This is a genomic window from Clostridium sartagoforme AAU1 (assembly GCF_000401215.1).
In the GTDB taxonomy this organism is placed as follows: domain Bacteria; phylum Bacillota; class Clostridia; order Clostridiales; family Clostridiaceae; genus Clostridium; species Clostridium sartagoforme.
In genome coordinates, this window is the sequence record NZ_ASRV01000103.1 from 1 (window position 1) to 17,569 (window position 17,569).

The window sequence follows — 17,569 nt, forward strand, 5'->3', positions numbered from 1 at the left end:
CGCAATTTATTTCTAATTAGTATTAGAATAATATAGTCCTTTAAAATAAAAAGAATTAGCAAAATGCTAATTCTTTTTACTTAAATAAATCTTTAAGCCCTTTTTTATGAGGTGTTCCTTCCCCAACATTTTCTCCACAAGCTTCCATAAATGCCTTTAATGCATCTTTTTGCTTTTCATTTAGACTCTTAGGAATATCAACTATAACTTTAACGTATTGATCTCCTCTTCCAGATGAATTTACTTTTGGAACTCCCTTACCTTTTAATCTAAATAAAGTTCCTGATTGGGTTCCTGCTGGAATTGTATATTTTACATCTCCATCTACAGTAGCTACTGTTATTTCAGTACCTAAAGTTGCTTTCCCCATAGAAATATGAGTATCGATATAAATATCATTTCCTTTTCTTGTAAATTTCTTAGATGGAGCCACATTAATTCTAACATATAGATCCCCTGCTGGACCATTGTTTGCTCCATGATCTCCTTGGCCCCTTAGAGGCATTACATTTCCAGTATCAACTCCAGCTGGAATATTTACATTTATTTTTCTATTTTTTCTAACATTTCCCTTACCTTTACATGTAGTACATGGTTCTTCTATAACTTTACCACTACCACCACAAGTAGTACATGTTGAAGTACTTACGAAACTTCCTAAAGGTGTTTGTCTTTGTACTCTAACTTGCCCTTGACCATTACATGTTGGACAAGTTTTGGCTGATGTACCTGCTTTGGCTCCACTACCGCTACATGAATCACAAGTTTCACTTCTATTTATAGAAATTTCCTTTTCCACTCCAAATACTGCTTCTTCAAAGGTTAAATTAATTGTATACTCTAAATCTGCACCTCTTTGTGGGCCATTTCTTCTTCTACTACCGCCACCACCAAAGAAACTGTCAAATATATCTCCAAAACCACCCATATCAGAAAAGTCAAAACCACCAAATCCACCTGAACCAAATCCACTTCCATCAAAATCGGCTGTTCCAAACTGATCATATCTTGCCTTTTTCTCAGGATCTGAAAGCACTTGATAAGCTTCATTTATTTCCTTAAACTTATCTTCTGCTTCTTTATTTCCTTGATTTTTGTCAGGATGATATTTTATAGCTAGCTTTCTAAAGGCCTTTTTTATTTCTTCGTCAGAAGCTCCCTTTTCCAATCCAAGGGATGCATAATAGTCTTTATTTGCCATCTATTTCACCACCATTTTTTACTTTATAAAAGGGAAGACGACTTATGCCTTCCCTCTATATATTATATATATTAGACTGATTAGTTGCAATTATTTATATATTAAAGATATTATTTATCATCTTTAACTTCAAAGTCTGCATCTACAACATTGTCATCATGTGGAGCCTCACTTGTACCTGCTCCTCCCATGTTGTTTGGATCAAATCCAGCACCTGCTGCACCATTTGCATTTGCATCAGCATATATCTTTGATGATACTGCATAGAATTCTTGGTTTAATTCATCCATAGCTTTCTTTATAGCTTCTAAATCTTCACCATCTTTTACTTTGTTTAATTCATCAAGCTTAGCTTGGATTTTAGCTTTATCATCAGCTGTTACCTTATCACCAAGTTCTTCTAAAGTTTTAGTTGTTTGATAAGCAACTTGGTCTGCATTATTTTTAACTTCTATTTTTTCTTTTCTCTTCTTATCTTCTTCAGCAAATCTTTCTGCTTCTTTTACTGCTGCTTCAACTTCTGATTCACTTAAGTTAGTTGAAGCTGTAATAGTTATATTAGCTTCTTTATTAGTTGCTTTATCAACTGCTGATACTTTAACTAATCCATTTGCATCTATATCAAATGTAACTTCAATTTGAGGAATTCCTCTTGGAGCTGGTGCAATACCTGATAATGTAAATCTACCTAATGTCTTATTATCAGCTGCCATTTGTCTTTCACCTTGAACTACGTGAATTTCAACTGATGTTTGACCATCTGCTGCAGTTGAGAATGTTTGACTCTTCTTAGCTGGAATTGTAGTATTTCTTTCAATAAGTGGTGTAGCAACTCCACCTAATGTTTCAATTCCTAATGTTAATGGAGTAACATCTAGTAATAATACATCCTTAACTTCCCCAGTTAATACACCTGCTTGAATTGCTGCTCCAACTGCAACACATTCGTCTGGATTTACTCCTTTTGAAGGTTCTTTGCCAGTAAAGTTTTTAACTGCTTCTACAACAGCTGGTATTCTTGTTGATCCACCAACTAATATTACTTTATTGATTTCACTTAATGAAAGGTTAGCATCTGATAAAGCTTTTTTCATTGGCTCAATTGATCTTTGAACTAAATCATGTGTAATTTCGTTGAATTTAGCTCTAGTTAAATTCATGTCTATATGCTTTGGACCTGTTGCATCAGCTGTTATAAATGGTAAGTTAATGTTTGTTTGCATTGATGATGATAATTCTATTTTAGCCTTTTCAGCTGCTTCTTTTAATCTTTGAAGAGCCATTTTATCATTTCTTAAATCTATGCCATTTTCTGCCTTAAATGTATCTGCAATATGATCCATTACTCTTTGGTCGAAGTCATCTCCACCTAGTTTAGTATCTCCGTTTGTTGATAAAACTTCAAATACACCATCACCAAGTTCTAGTATAGATACGTCAAATGTACCACCACCTAGGTCATAAACAAATATTTTTTGGTTAGTATCCATTTTGTCTAAACCATAAGCTAAAGCTGCTGCTGTAGGTTCATTGATTATTCTTAATACTTCTAATCCAGCTATTTTACCAGCGTCTTTAGTTGCTTGTCTTTCTGAATCATTAAAGTACGCAGGAACTGTAATAACTGCTTGTGTTACACTTTCACCTAAATAAGCTTCTGCATCAGCCTTAATTTTTTGAAGTACCATTGCTGATATTTCTTGTGGTGAATGATCTTTTCCATCTATATTAACTTTATAATTTGTTCCCATATGTCTCTTAATTGATATTATTGTTTTATCTGGGTTTGTAATTGCTTGTCTTTTAGCTACTTGCCCTACTAATCTTTCTCCATTTGCTTGGAATGAAACTACTGAAGGAGTAGTTCTTGAACCTTCTGAATTACTTATTACTACTGGTTCTCCACCTTCCATAACTGCTACGCAAGAGTTAGTTGTTCCTAAATCGATTCCTATTATTTTTCCCATAATTTATTTCCTCCTAAAAACTTCTTTTAAATTTATAAGTTTAGTTAATATCATTGCTAATTTACTACTTTTACCATTGTATATCTAATTATCTTATCGCCTCTTTTATATCCCTTCTGAAATACTTCAGTAACTAAATTATTTCCAAGAGATTCGTCTTGAATATGCATAACTGCTTGATGAAGGTTTGGATCAAATTCACCAGTTGCATCAATTTCTTCAACACCTAATTTTTCAAAGGAACTTTTAAAGCCTTTTATAGTCATATCTATTCCCTTTTTAAAATCTTCAACACTTCCATCAACAGCTACTGCTCTTTCTAGAGTGTCTAATACTGGAATCATTTCCTTTAATACATCTGTACATGCATCTGTATAAATTCCTTCTTTTTCTTTAGTTGTTCTTTTTCTATAGTTATCATATTCAGCTGATATTCTAAGTAATCTTTCTTTTAAAGCCTCTACTTCATTAGTTAATTTCTTATTTTCATCTTTTAATTTTCTCATAATATCGAGTTCATTTTCCTTCTCATTATTTTCTTCAACTATATCTTCTGAAGATTGATCTGTTTCTGACTCAGTACTAGAATTTATATCTTCATTATTTTCTGTTTCAATTGTTTCTGTTTCATCATTTTCTAATTCTTCTATTACTTCCTTGTTATCTTCCACAACAACACCTCATCTCTTTTATTCTATAATTTGGTTTCTTAAGCTTTTATTTAACTCTTTCATTACTTGCCCCATAATTGCTATTACTTTTGAATAATTTATTCTCTTTGGTCCAATTAAACCAATTTTTCCAATGGGTCTTCCATCTAGAGAATATTCAGCGGATATAATGGAGCAATCCTTTGCCTCTGGAAAATAATTTTCTTCACCTATTCTAATAGTTATTTCACTACTAGGCTCTATTAAATCTATTAAACTATCTTTATCACTTATTAGTGAAAGAATTTCTTTAGCCTTTTCAATATTATTATACTCAGGATAATTAAATATATTTGTTGTACCTTCAACAAATACTTCTGTGTTATTAGATTCCTTTAAGGTTTCATATAAAGCTGGTAATATTCCATTAAAGAGTTCGTCAAAGCCCTTTAATTCTAGCTTAAGATTATTTATTACCTCCAGATTTATTTCTTCAATAGTTAAATTCCTTAGTCTCATATTTAAGACTCCATTTATCATTTGAATAGTTTCAGGCTCTGGCATATTATTTACTCTTATCCTGTGATTTTTAATAACCCCACTGTCTGCTACTATTACTGAAACCAAATTATGACTATCAATAGCAAGTAATTGAATAGACTTTATATAACTACTTCTTACAGAAGGTGTCTGTACTACAGTAGTTAAATTAGTCAGCTCTGATAATAATGAGCAAGCTTGCTTCACTATCTTATCAACCTCATACATTGCGGAATTTATAATGTATTCTTTAATTTTCAGTTCTTCTTCTCGAGTTAATCTACCTGTTTCCATTAATTTATCTACATATAATCTATAACCCTTATTTGAAGGTATTCTTCCTGCAGAAGTATGTGGTTGCTCTAGATAACCCAATTCTTCTAAATCAGCCATTTCATTTCTTATTGTTGCTGATCCAACTCCTAAATCATATTTCTTAGCTATTGTTCTTGAACCAACTGGTTCACCTGTCATGATATAGTCATTAATGATAGCCTGAAGTATCTTTATTTTTCTTTCATCAATAGCCATTACATCACCTCTATCTGTTAGCACTCATTATTGTCGAGTGCTAATGACTACATTATCAATATATTCCTTATTAACTTTTTTGTCAATTCCATTAAAGTATAAATTAAATAATATACCTGAAATTCATAAAATTATATTATTTTTTCTTCATTTTTCTAATTTATACTTCATATTACTACCTAGTTTGTTTTATAATATAAAATCACTCATAACAGAATTGGATAATTCAATTCCTTTATCAGTTAATCTTAAATTTCCTTTATCTATAATAAGTAATTTTTTATTTATATTTTCTCTATAATATTTTTATATATACTATTTATGTCCATATTAAATCTTTTTTCAAAATCCTTTATATTTATTCCATCATTCATTCTAAGTCCCATAAATATAAATTCTTCTATATTATCTTCTTTTGTATTATTTATTATTTCTTCGATAACACTTTCTTTACTATTGATTTTATCAATATATAGTTTTACATTTTCTATATTCTTTATTCTTTTCCCTTCAATAAATGAACTTGAAGCTGAACCTACACCTAAATAATCATTACATTTCCAATATATTTTATTATGATAACATTCATATCCTTCTATTGAATAATTAGATATTTCATATTGATTATATCCATATTTTTTTAATATTTTTTTAGTTATGGAATACATTTCTCTTTCTTCATCTTCTGTAGGTAATATTAATTTATTTCTTTCCCAAAGATTATAAAAAGCTGTATTTTCTTCTATAATTAAGCTATAGGCTGATATGTGCTCTGGTTTTAGCTTCGCTATTTCCTCTAATGATTCTACCCATTCCTCTACCTTTTGATTTGGCAACCCAAACATCAAATCTACATTTATGTTCTTAAACCCTACTTCTCTAGCTAAATTAAAATTATCTTTAAATTGATTAAAACTATGAATTCTTCCTATATCTTTTAGTAGTGAATTTTGTACGGCCTGAAGCCCCATACTAATTCTATTTACTCCTCCTATTAGCATTGTTTCTAATTTTTCCTTATTCAATGTTCCAGGATTACATTCCATTGTAAATTCCATATCTTTTGATACGTTAAGTTTATTTATACTTTTCATAAGTTTATCTATTTGATTCATTTCTAAATATGATGGAGTTCCTCCTCCTATGAATATACTCTTTATTTTATATTTTATTGCTTTATCCTCTATTTCTTTACATAATGCATCAACATAATCTTCTTTAAGATAATCTATTGAGGCATAAGATGGGAAATCACAATAAAAACACTTTTGCTTACAAAATGGTATATGTATATATAATGATATTTCTTTCATTTTAAATCTCTCTTTCTATAAACTATTATGCATATATTATACTTAATTTATATTATTCTGACCAACTATAATAAAGATATGTAAGTTCATTTATTAACGTCCTTAACTCCAAAACAATATAAATTTATATATTAATATAAAATTGAAAAAAGAAAATTATAAAATAATCTGTAACTTAACTACTATAAATAGATTATGTTACAGATTATTAAATAAAAACTATATTATACTTCTAATAAATCTATATTTATTACATTATGAAATATTACATCCTTTTGAACTCGATCTATTCTTGCATCTATTAGAGTACCTTGAAAATTTATCTTAATCTTTGATTTTAATCCATATCTTAAAAGATGTGTTTCTAACTTATGGCTAATCATTGATATTAAGCATAATTCTCCATTTCTTTTTTTGATAGTTCCAGTTACAAGCCCTGAATTTCTTAGAACCTTTCCCTTTTTTCTTATATCTCTTACCTTCGCCTCTAACATACTATACACCTCACATAATAATTTATTCAATTTAAATATATTTACATTTCCATAATTTAATTACAAATAATTATAAATTGCGAAACAAAATATAACCATTTCTGTTGTTTTGAATATATTAATTGTATATTTCTATATAAGGAGATATCAATTTTGAAAACTTTTAGGATACTTGCTTTTGATGGTGGAGGGGTTAAAGGTGCTCTAAGTGTTGAAATTTTAAGTAGAATCTGTGATAAATATCAAAACTTTTTAGATGATGTAGATTTATTTACTGGAACTTCCACCGGCTCTATAATAGCTTCACTTTTAGCTAATAAGGTTTCTATTAAAGATCTAAGCTATTTATATAGCGTTCCTGTTGCTAAAAAATTTTTTCTCACTCCCACTTCAATTTATTTCGTCCTAAGTTTAATAATACTAATTTAAAAAATATTATTTCTAACTACTTTCCTGATGATTTTAAGATAGGAGATCTTAAAAAATATATTTTTATTCCTTCTTTTAATGTAAAGGGAATTACAAGAGATTCTTGGGAACCTATATTCTTTAATAATTTATCTGAAAATCTCACTACGAATTTTAGTGTCAAAGATGCAATATTATCAAGTTCAGCTGCTCCTACATACTTTCCATCATATAAAGGCTTTATAGATGGAGGCGTTATTGCTAATTCTCCTACTGCCATATCATTGTTGTACACTTTATCAAAATTTAATCATTCCTATGATTTAAAGCAAATAAAATTATTATCTATAGGTACTGGTGATAGCCCTGAAAGAATCACTAAAAAAACAGATAATTGGGGTGTTTTTCAATGGTCATTTCATCCATTATCTAAAATGAAATCACCACTGCTATCTCTTTTAATGGATGGAATGACTGATTTAGAAAATATTTATTGTACAGAACTTTTAAAATCCAATTATTTCAGAGTTAATCCAAAGGTTTCTAAATTTATCGAAATGGATTCTTATAAACTAATTCCTTATCTTAAGTTAATAGCAGGAACTTATGATTTGTCTTTATTATATAGTTATATAGAAAATATTTACCTTAAATAATCTTTTATTATATGAACAATCTTACCCAACATAAAATATAATAAAGTATTACCACCTTACTCTTATAATTATCTATAAAAAGGCTAAGCATCCTTTTGGAGCTTAGCCTTTTTTTATCTAAATTATTTATCTACTTTAAGAACAGCCATGAACGCTTCTTGTGGTATTTCAACAGATCCCACTTGTCTCATTCTCTTCTTTCCTTCTTTTTGCTTTTCTAATAGTTTTTTCTTTCTTGATATATCTCCGCCATAGCATTTTGCTAAAACGTCTTTTCTCATAGCCTTAACAGTTTCTCTTGCTATTATCTTAGATCCAACTGCAGCTTGAATTGGAACTTCGAACATTTGTCTTGGTATTATTTCTTTTAACTTTTCAGCTATTCCTCTTCCTTTTTCATATGCTTTTTCTCTTGGTACTATCATAGATAGAGCATCTACAACATCACCATTTAACATTATATCAAGCTTAACTAATTCAGTTTGTTTGTATCCTTTAAATTCATAATCTAAAGATGCATAACCTCTAGTTCTTGATTTTAATGTATCAAAGAAATCATATACTATTTCATTTAATGGAATATCATAATTAATAGAAACTCTTGTTTCTTCTAAGTATTGCATGTCAATAAAAATTCCTCTTCTTTCTTGACACAATTCCATTACAGCTCCTACATAATCAGAAGGGGCTATTATACTTGCTTTTACTATAGGTTCTTCCATATATTCTATTTCTGTAGCTTCTGGAAGATTCGTTGGATTTGTAAGTTCAATTATTTCTCCATTAGTTCTTATTACTTTATATATAACTGATGGAGCAGTTGTAATAATATCTAAATTAAACTCTCTTTCGATTCTTTCTTGAATTATTTCCATATGCAATAATCCTAAGAATCCACATCTAAAACCAAAACCTAAAGCAATAGATGTTTCTGGTTCAAAGTTTAAAGCTGCATCATTTATTTGAAGTTTTTCTAATGCATCTTTAAGTTCCTGATACTTTGCTCCATCCACAGGGTATATTCCTGAGTAAACCATAGGCACAGCTGGCTTATATCCTGGTAATGATTCTTTTACAGGTCTATCAGCTTCTGTTATAGTATCCCCAACTCTTGCATCTCTTACATTTTTTATCGAAGCTGCAATATAACCTACATCTCCAGCTCTTAATTCATTTATTGGTAAAGTTTTTGGAGTAAACACTCCAACTTCAGTTACTTCATATATCTTGTTAGTAGCCATTAATTTAATTTTAGTTCCTGGTTTAACTACACCATCAAAAATTCTAACATATGAAACAACACCTTTATAACTATCATAATATGAGTCAAATATTAATGCTTTAAGAGGTGCTTCTTCATCTCCATTTGGAGCTGGTACCTTTGCTACTACTGTTTCTAATACATCTACAATATTTAAGCCTGTTTTTGCAGATATCATTGGTGCATCCTGGGCTTCTATTCCTATTATATCTTCTATTTCTTGTTTAACTTCTTCTGGTCTTGCAGATTGTAAATCTACTTTATTTATTACTGGAGCTATTTCTAAGTCGTTATTTAATGCTAAATAACAATTAGCTAATGTTTGTGCTTGAACACCTTGTGTGGCATCTACAACTAAAACTGCTCCTTCGCATGCAGCTAAACTTCTTGAAACTTCATATGTAAAATCTACATGTCCTGGAGTATCTATTAAGTTTAATATGTATTCTTCTCCATTTTCTCTTCTATAGATAAGTCTTGCTGCTTGTGACTTTATTGTTATTCCTCTTTCTCTTTCTATTTCCATATTATCAAGGATTTGCTCTTCCATCTCTCTTTGAGTAAGCGTTCCTGTGGCTTCTAATAATCTATCAGCTAGGGTTGACTTCCCATGATCTATATGGGCAACTATTGAAAAATTTCTAATATGCTCTTGTCTATTACTACTCATATATAAAACTACAACCGTGTTCTTGGTTAATAGTCACTTCACCCCCATTATAATTAAATCAAGGTAAATTATATCATAATATCTACGATATGTGTCAATATAAATGTACAGCAATTAAAAATTAACAATTACCAACTGATAATTAATAATTTCTAGTTAATTTTTGATTTAACTAGAAATTAATTAGATTTTTCTAAGAAATCATCTACTATTTTATCTAGTTTATCATTATTAGTATTGATACTTTCTTCTTTTCCTTCAATCTCTGTATTATTTACATCTTCTTTATTACCTTCATCTGTTGAGTTTGTTTCTTCATTTATTGAGTTTGTTTCTTCATTTTTATTATCATTTTTTATTTTCCCATTAATTTTATTCTTTATACTGTTAAACCCACTATATATTTTACTTCCTACCATATATATTTTTTCTGTTACTACATTATCGGTATTTACTTTAAATTCCTTATCTTCTATCTTTATAATAGTACTATCATCTTCTAACTGTGAAGTATATATTTTAACCTCAGCATCATCCCTTATGAATTCTTCAAAGTCTTCTCCAAATTCTTCTTTAACTAGTTCATAGTTATCTTCACCATTCCCAACTGGTGATAAGGCTTTAGTGTTTACTATATTTATTTGTATAGAGCCTATAAACACCATTAATGAAAAAATTATTGTTCCTATTAAAACTTTTTTATTAAACAAAAAAGCACCCCCTAGTTTTTTTATTATCTAAAGGATGCTCATAAATTCCAAATTTTATTCAATTTATCTGTTTATGTGCTCTGCCAAAATTCTTGCTATATATTTTGCTGTTAATTTTGCTTCTTGAGAAGTGTTTACATTTGAACCTACTTCTATAAGAATAAAGTTATCACTTAAGCTATAATTAATACCTGTAGCAGCTGGATCAATTTCATGAATATCTCTTATTAAACCCGGAAATAATTCAGTTCCAATATTGTATAAGTTTTCTACAAAGGATTTATTTGCAGGATATCTACTACTATTTGGGGCAGTAACAAACATCATTTTAGCTAAATTTTGATCATTTAAATTTATAGTATAAATACTTTTTAATTGGTCAGCTTTTGCATTATCTATTCCATCTCTGTGAAGATCTATTATTACTTTAAAATCACCATATTGATTTAAAATACTTTTTAAAGTTTCATTTGATCTTTTATAAGCATCATTGTAAGAAACACTATGATTAGTTTTATCATGAACTACTGATATACCATATCCTTCTTCAAGTTCCTTTGTTAAAACATCCCCTACACCAACAACATTAAAATCACTTTCTGTAGTGTCCTTTTCTGTTTCAACATAATTTTCCATAGTATGAGTATGGAAGATAAGAATTTCTGGTTTGGAGCTATCTAAAGTTTTCTTTAAACTTGGATCATATGCTGCACTTACTTTATTTAATTCTGCTATTTCTTCTGGCGTCATCTTTGCTATGCTATCATTTTTTAATGAAAATGGAGTTAATTTTTTAATTGACTCTTGTATTATGGAATTTGCATCACTACTATTAAATAAACTTATTTCTCTTCCAATTATCTCATAAATATTTATTCCTCTTATTCCTATTGCTTCTAGTGCTACATTTTTTATTGAAAGATTGTTATCTGCATAATTTCCTTCATCATACACCTGAGTTTTTACTACTGGCATAGTGAAATTCAGCATTTGAACATATGCATATCCACCTCTTTCATTATATTTATTTATCACACTAATGGATCTTATAAAAAACATAACAACTGCAAATATAATTATTACATATCCAACTCCAAAATTTCCCTTACTGGAAGATGGACTTCCTCTAAGTCTCTTAGATTTTTGTTTATTAGGCATAGCTTGTCTTAATGAATACAACCGCAACTCCCCCTTCTCTATAATATTTATATTAGGGGAGTTACATAATTATTAATACTTTTTCTAAAATTCTTATATTAATTCATAAATTTATTTATGTCTTCCATATCTAGATTAGGTTGCACTGCCATATTTATTCCATTTGCTATTATTTTTGCAAGAGATTCTATGACTGCATCAACGTCTTTAGGCGTTACCATTAAATCTCCAAAGAAAGGATCTAATATTTCTTTTATTAAATTACTTTTTTCAACTTTATCTACTGACTTTAACATGTTATAAAAATCTTTGCCACTTTCTGCTTTACTTATAAGTTCATCTAAAAGCAAATCTATAGTATCATTTGCTATTGTTGATGCATGAACTACAGTTGGAACTCCTATTGCAACTACTTTTACACCTAATACTTCTTCATTTATTTTCATTCTATGATTTCCAACTCCAGCTCCTGGAGAAATACCAGTATCACTTATTTGTATTGTTCTGTTTACTCTTTCTAATTTTCTTGACCCCAATGCATCTATACATATAACTAAATCAGGTTTTATTTTATCTACTAAGGATTTTATTATTTCTCCTGTTTCTATTCCAGTAACACCTAGAACACCAGGTGCTATGCAGCAGACCGGTCTTACAGAATCATCAATTGCATCAGGCATGACTTGTTTTAAATGCCTAGTTACCATAATTTTTTCTGTTACCTTTGGTCCAAGTGCATCTGGTGTTACCCTCCAATTTCCAAGCCCTACAACCAATGCTGTTTTTTCATCAGAAATGTCTACTAATCTCTTTAAAACATTATCAACAACATTTGATACCTTATCCATAGATTCTCCATCATAATGTGTGAATTCTGGAAAATCTATTGTAATATAATTTCCTTTTGGTTTTCCAAGTTCTTTTCCGGCTTCATCACTTTCTATAGTTACTGTAGTTATTTTTATATCATCTTCATTTTCCTCTTCTACAATAACTCCGTCTAATTCCCTTTTATTTTCCTTTGTGTACATATCTCGTGCTTCAATTGCTAAATCTGTTCTTACATTTATCATAAAAATACCTCCAAAAATTCTTATATCCCTTTTATTTTTCCTTATTGTTATAATTTAATACTTGAACTTATAAACTTTCAATGATATAATCTAGTATGTTAAAAACGAACTCGAACGCAGATTTCCCCAAAGCTGCAAAGAGACCCTATAAAATTATTAAGGGGGTGAATTTAGAATGGCAAATATTAAATCAGCAAAAAAGAGAATTAAAGTTACAGAAGCTAAAACTACTCAAAACAGAATGATTAAATCAGCTTTAAAGACTGCTATAAAGAAGTTTGAAACTGCTGTTGCTGCAAGTAATGCAGAAGAAGCTAACGTTCTTTTCCCTAAGGCTGTTAAAGCTTTAGACATGGCAGCTCAAAAAGGAGTATGTCACAAGAACATGGTAGCTAGAAAGAAATCAAGATTAGCTGCAAAGTTAAACGCTATGGCGTAATCAAATAAGAAGCCGGTCATTAGACCGGCTATTATTTTACCATAAATATATTAAAAAGCATTAATTCCATCTCCATAGTTTTATCTACACCAGATGTTTTTAGTTTGTTTTCAGTTTCTAAACAAATTTCCATTAACTTTTGTAATTGCTTCATATTAAATTTATTACATTGATTAACTAATTTTTCACATATAAAGGTTGGTAGTTTATATTTACTTGCAATATCATTTATATTAAGTCCATTTTGACTAAGTATCTTAATTTCATATAATCTTTTGAAATTATTTTCTATATTGCTTATTATTAGCATATGTTGATCACTTTTAAATAACAATTCATCTAATAAATCAATTGCTTTTTCTGCTTTTCTTTGAGATATTAAATCAATTAAATCGAATATATCATCTTCACTGGAATTAGCTATAAGCTTATCTATATCTTTTTTAGTTATTTGCTTACCATTTGTATAAGCTATGATCTTATCTGCTTCTCTTTTAATTATATCAAAATTATTTTGTACTTTTTCAGCAAAATATTTTGCTTCTATTTTTCCAATTTCTTTTCCGTTAGATTTAAATACTTCTTCTACCTTTTTATAATATCTATCTTTCTTAAGTCTATCAAAATAAACTACTTTAGAAACTTTATCTAAGGATTTTATTTTATTATTTTTTTTAGGATTATCTCTTTTATCATTAAATAAAAAATACATTATTAAGATTGTATATGGCGGTAAATCTTTTAAGTACTTTAATATTTCATTATAAATATTGGTATTAGAACTGTCTGTTTTATCTTTTAAAAATGCTGCCCTATATATTACTACAGCCTTCTTATCCCCCATAAAAGGCATAGTTTCACAAGCATTCATAATATCATCAAAGCTTGTAGTTAATCCATCTAATCTTATATAGTTTAAATCCATTAAAGATTTATCTATAGTATTATTTATGATTAAATCTACTCCCTCTTTTATAAGTTCTTCATCTAAACCACAAAATATGTAGGAGTTTTCTATTTTATTTTTTTTTACTTCACTCTCTAGTACATCAAAATCTATCAACTTAATCTACCTTTCTTTAATTAAATACTAAAGCTTTATTATCAATCAAAATTATTTTTCCATAATTCTCTGATTTAAAATCTATTATATCATAATTAGAGCTATTTTTCCCTTTGGATAACTTAATTAAATAACTATTATCTCTTCCCTTTAATATAACATCTTTATTATTTTTTTCTATATTGAAATTCTTATTTATTTTTATATTATTAAAATCTTTATAAGCATTTTTGGATAATGTTATCACCTTAAATTTCTTTAGATCCACATCTTTTTTTAATGCACATATTGCTCTTTCCCCTCTAAAGCTTACTGCTATTATACCTTCTTTAAAATATTCTATCTTAGGAAGTGGACTGTAAATTAGCATGTAAAAATACATAATTATTACAGTCGGAAAATATAATGCTTTTTTATAACCTTCTTTATAAAAATATATAGTTATTAAAATAATTATATAGCTTATATTAATTAATTCATTTAAATATATTGGATTAGGTGTTATATTTAGTAACCACTTTGTTCCTATATCTATAAACATGGTAATATAATAAGCTAAAAAAGCTATATAGTTAAAAATCATTTCAAAGTTAATAACTAGAGCCAATAAATTTCCAAGTATAACTACTATATTCATTAATGGTACTAAAATAAGATTTCCAAGGAGGAATCCAAATGAAAATTCTTTAAAGTAACAAACTAAAACTGGGAAGGTAAATATTTGTGATGATAAACATATCGATATTCCCTCCCTGAAAAACTTAGGAAACTTATATAATTTTTTGTTTATCTTTTTATTAAAAATTATTATTCCAAGAGTTGCTAAGAAACTTAATTGGAATCCTACCTCAAAAATGCTATAAGGTTTAAATATCATTAAAATTATTCCTGACATTGACAATGCTGCAATAGGATTATAGTTTCTTTTTAGAGGCAATGAAAAATTCATGCACACCATCATAATGTAAGCTCTTATTGTTGATAATGCTGCACCTGAAAATATTACATATACTGCTGAAATTATAGGAGCAACCTTTTCTCCAAATATTCTTTTTAATATAGAATAAACTAACACCATATGAAGACCAGATACTGAAATAGCATGAAGTATCCCTAAGCTTTTCATATCTTCCTTATCATCTCTATCTAAAAACTCTGTATATCCAAAAGCTATAGATGTTACTATTGCAGCTCTCCTATACCCTAATTTTTCTTTTAATTTACTAAATATATATTCCCTTAATTTATATATTCTTTCTTTTAAATCGCTATCTAATTTTTCAATACCCTCAACTTTAAACTCTCCTATTATCCCTTTTTCTCTATTTACATCCCTAGTAAATTCACCCTTTATTATAAATTTTTCTCCTAATTTAACATTCTTTATATTTCCATTCATATATACTTTTCTTTTTGCTATTTCTCCTATAGCACCATATGAATTAATTGATATTATTCTAACTTCTTCCTTATTACTAATAAATATATTGTTATAATAGAAATTATTGATTAGTGGTACTATAAAAAAGCTATAAGAATCATTGATATCTTAAGTTTTACTTTAAAAATAAGTATGATAAAAAAACAGCCAGCAATTATTATTGCCAGCCATTTATTTTTATATAAAAGCACATATATATAACTTGATAATATAAAAACCATAAATATATATGGTAATATATTTATTTTTTCTTCATACTTCAAATGGCAACACCTCATTAATAAGTTTTACCATTTTTTTATAATTATATCTCCTAATAAGAAAATAAAAATTAACCATGTTAATACTATTACTAATAATATAGAATAAGTAAAATTAGTTAATAACATTAATAACACTATTGATAATACATAAATCAAAATAGATAGCAGTACAAGCTTTAAAGCATTATATTTCCCTCTTGTAAATATCTTACTATTAATCATTGTATCAATAATAGCCATTCCACCTATTAAAATAAATCCTACTATATCATAATTATCCTTTATAAAATAGATAGCTACTACTGGTATAATACAAAATAAAAATCCTTTTAAAATATATTTTTATTTTATATTGAGAATTTCCATAAAGCATATTTATAAGTATTAAAGGAGAAAGAAGTAGAAAATTCATTAATATTATAAAATATTCTTCTATAAAAGCTCCATCTGTTAAAAAATATTTAAAATTCATTAATATAATTTCTGATAATACAACGTATAAATATGTATTTATTCCTCTTTTTAATCCTTCTTCAACCTCAGAGTATTTTTCTTTTAATTTAAAATAAGCTTTTATACTACTTATGTTGGTGTATATATCTCCTATTTTTTTAGAAGCATAGATAATTTACCTTTTACAACACCAATTTGAGCTAAACTAATAAGTGAAATATCTCCAAGAGTTTCTCCTTCAATGGAAAACTTATATCCATCATTATAATATAAAGATATAATCTTATTCTTTTGTTCTGGATTAAGGTTGCAAAAAATTCGTGTTTTTGATACCACCTTAAGTATTTCTTTTTCATCTAATGTATCTAGTTCGTCGCTTTCTGTAATTTGCTCTAGCGATGATATAAGTCCTAATCTTTTTCCTAATAGTTCTGATGAAATTTTATTATCTTCAGTAAATATAATTGGTAGAACTCCATTATCCATTACTTTCTCAATATCATCAACAATATCATCAATTAAAGGATTTTCTAAAGCTATAAGCCCAACAAAAACTAAATTACTTTCTATATTTTCATGTTCTGAAGGTTGATAATTAAAACTTCTATATGCAAAAGCTTCTGTTAAAAGTCCTTCCTTTGAAAATTCTAAATTAGCTAATCGTATTTTCATTATATCTTGTGAATATATTTCTCTTTCTATTCCATTTATAATAATATGAGTACAACAATTTAGTACTGACTCTAAATCGCCTCTACAATTCGCTCTATATCCCTTTCTATTTTTGTTTACAGTAGTCACCATATTTTTTTTGTTATCTCTAGAAATTTCAAATTTTCTTTTATTATCATTTTCTAGTTTCCCCTTAAAAATAGAGTTTTCTACTCCAAATTTTACATAAGCAACTTCATACATATCTCCCTTTGACCAGTTATTATCATTATTATATTTGGCATTATTACAAAGTATTGATATATCAAGAAGCCTTTTAATATTTATGTCCATTGTTTCTATTGAATTAGATTTATATACTTGTTCATTGGTATATAATTTATCTAAATATAACTCTTTTTTTGTTATAGTCCCTAATTTATCTAAAAAAAGTATTTTTACATCATTAATTAAATTTAACGCTGAAAAATTAATTAGTTCTATTTCATCTTCTTCTAGAATTTTTCTTTTTATATGTTTACTATAATATAATATTATAAATGGTATAAATATGCATATTATAGCAAATATCCCTTGAGCAAATATTTGTTTTTTATATACTAATTT

The 17,569-nt window shown here is 27.9% G+C and carries 14 protein-coding genes and 3 pseudogenes; 3 read left to right on the forward strand and 14 right to left on the reverse strand.

Annotation, left to right across the window (positions count from 1 at the left end):
* Nucleotides 1-76: 76 nt before the first annotated feature.
* From dnaJ to A500_RS08535, 6 genes and pseudogenes are all read right to left on the reverse strand, one after another.
* Nucleotides 77-1,201 carry a molecular chaperone DnaJ gene (gene dnaJ / locus A500_RS08510; protein WP_016207172.1) on the reverse strand — a complete coding sequence of 375 codons (1,125 nt, stop codon included), beginning with the start codon at nucleotides 1,199-1,201 and terminating at the stop codon, nucleotides 77-79.
* Nucleotides 1,202-1,311: 110 nt separating this feature from the next.
* Complete coding sequence (gene dnaK, locus A500_RS08515; protein ID WP_016207173.1) at nucleotides 1,312-3,168, reverse strand: molecular chaperone DnaK; 1,857 nt, start codon at nucleotides 3,166-3,168, stop codon at nucleotides 1,312-1,314.
* A gap of 56 nt (nucleotides 3,169-3,224) precedes the next feature.
* Nucleotides 3,225-3,839 carry a nucleotide exchange factor GrpE gene (grpE, locus tag A500_RS08520; RefSeq protein ID WP_016207174.1) on the reverse strand — a complete coding sequence of 205 codons (615 nt, stop codon included), beginning with the start codon at nucleotides 3,837-3,839 and terminating at the stop codon, nucleotides 3,225-3,227.
* Between the two features lie 18 nt (nucleotides 3,840-3,857).
* The gene (gene hrcA, locus A500_RS08525) at nucleotides 3,858-4,889 is read right to left on the reverse strand and encodes a heat-inducible transcriptional repressor HrcA (RefSeq protein WP_016207175.1); all 1,032 of its coding nucleotides are present in this window, start codon (nucleotides 4,887-4,889) and stop codon (nucleotides 3,858-3,860) included.
* 189 nt (nucleotides 4,890-5,078) lie between these two features.
* A pseudogene (hemW, locus tag A500_RS08530) lies at nucleotides 5,079-6,202 on the reverse strand (radical SAM family heme chaperone HemW).
* A gap of 224 nt (nucleotides 6,203-6,426) precedes the next feature.
* The gene (locus A500_RS08535) at nucleotides 6,427-6,696 is read right to left on the reverse strand and encodes a hypothetical protein (RefSeq protein WP_016207177.1); all 270 of its coding nucleotides are present in this window, start codon (nucleotides 6,694-6,696) and stop codon (nucleotides 6,427-6,429) included.
* 153 nt (nucleotides 6,697-6,849) lie between these two features.
* Between A500_RS08535 and A500_RS22055 the strand changes: the two are divergent.
* Nucleotides 6,850-7,322: pseudogene (locus A500_RS22055) on the forward strand (patatin-like phospholipase family protein); the annotation flags it as partial.
* 69 nt (nucleotides 7,323-7,391) lie between these two features.
* Complete coding sequence (locus tag A500_RS20750; RefSeq protein ID WP_040436677.1) at nucleotides 7,392-7,760, forward strand: patatin-like phospholipase domain-containing protein; 369 nt, start codon at nucleotides 7,392-7,394, stop codon at nucleotides 7,758-7,760.
* Between the two features lie 122 nt (nucleotides 7,761-7,882).
* Here the strand turns inward: A500_RS20750 and lepA are convergent, their stop codons facing one another.
* The 4 genes from lepA to gpr form a co-directional block, all read right to left on the reverse strand.
* The gene (gene lepA / locus A500_RS08555; protein ID WP_016207179.1) at nucleotides 7,883-9,691 is read right to left on the reverse strand and encodes a translation elongation factor 4; all 1,809 of its coding nucleotides are present in this window, start codon (nucleotides 9,689-9,691) and stop codon (nucleotides 7,883-7,885) included.
* A 179-nt stretch (nucleotides 9,692-9,870) separates the two neighbouring features.
* Nucleotides 9,871-10,401 carry a hypothetical protein gene (locus A500_RS08560; protein WP_016207180.1) on the reverse strand — a complete coding sequence of 177 codons (531 nt, stop codon included), beginning with the start codon at nucleotides 10,399-10,401 and terminating at the stop codon, nucleotides 9,871-9,873.
* A gap of 63 nt (nucleotides 10,402-10,464) precedes the next feature.
* Complete coding sequence (locus A500_RS08565) at nucleotides 10,465-11,580, reverse strand: stage II sporulation protein P (protein WP_016207181.1); 1,116 nt, start codon at nucleotides 11,578-11,580, stop codon at nucleotides 10,465-10,467.
* A 77-nt stretch (nucleotides 11,581-11,657) separates the two neighbouring features.
* On the reverse strand, nucleotides 11,658-12,632 hold the full coding sequence (gene gpr / locus A500_RS08570; protein WP_016207182.1) for a GPR endopeptidase: 975 nt from the start codon (nucleotides 12,630-12,632) through the stop codon (nucleotides 11,658-11,660).
* A gap of 175 nt (nucleotides 12,633-12,807) precedes the next feature.
* On the opposite strand from gpr, the gene rpsT reads away from it, so the two are divergent.
* The gene (rpsT, locus tag A500_RS08575) at nucleotides 12,808-13,071 is read left to right on the forward strand and encodes a 30S ribosomal protein S20 (RefSeq protein WP_016207183.1); all 264 of its coding nucleotides are present in this window, start codon (nucleotides 12,808-12,810) and stop codon (nucleotides 13,069-13,071) included.
* A gap of 31 nt (nucleotides 13,072-13,102) precedes the next feature.
* Here rpsT and holA read toward each other — a convergent pair whose 3' ends face one another.
* The 4 genes and pseudogenes from holA to A500_RS08600 all read right to left on the reverse strand — a co-directional run.
* A complete protein-coding gene (gene holA / locus A500_RS08580; protein WP_016207184.1) occupies nucleotides 13,103-14,134 on the reverse strand; it encodes a DNA polymerase III subunit delta in 1,032 nt (343 codons plus the stop codon).
* Nucleotides 14,135-14,150: 16 nt separating this feature from the next.
* Nucleotides 14,151-15,533, reverse strand: coding sequence for a ComEC/Rec2 family competence protein (locus A500_RS08585; RefSeq protein ID WP_016207185.1), 1,383 nt, complete (start codon nucleotides 15,531-15,533; stop codon nucleotides 14,151-14,153).
* A gap of 329 nt (nucleotides 15,534-15,862) precedes the next feature.
* Nucleotides 15,863-16,078, reverse strand: a complete 216-nt coding sequence (locus tag A500_RS08590; protein WP_016207187.1) for a hypothetical protein — start codon at nucleotides 16,076-16,078, stop codon at nucleotides 15,863-15,865.
* Between the two features lie 363 nt (nucleotides 16,079-16,441).
* A pseudogene (locus tag A500_RS08600) lies at nucleotides 16,442-17,569 on the reverse strand (P-type ATPase); the annotation flags it as partial.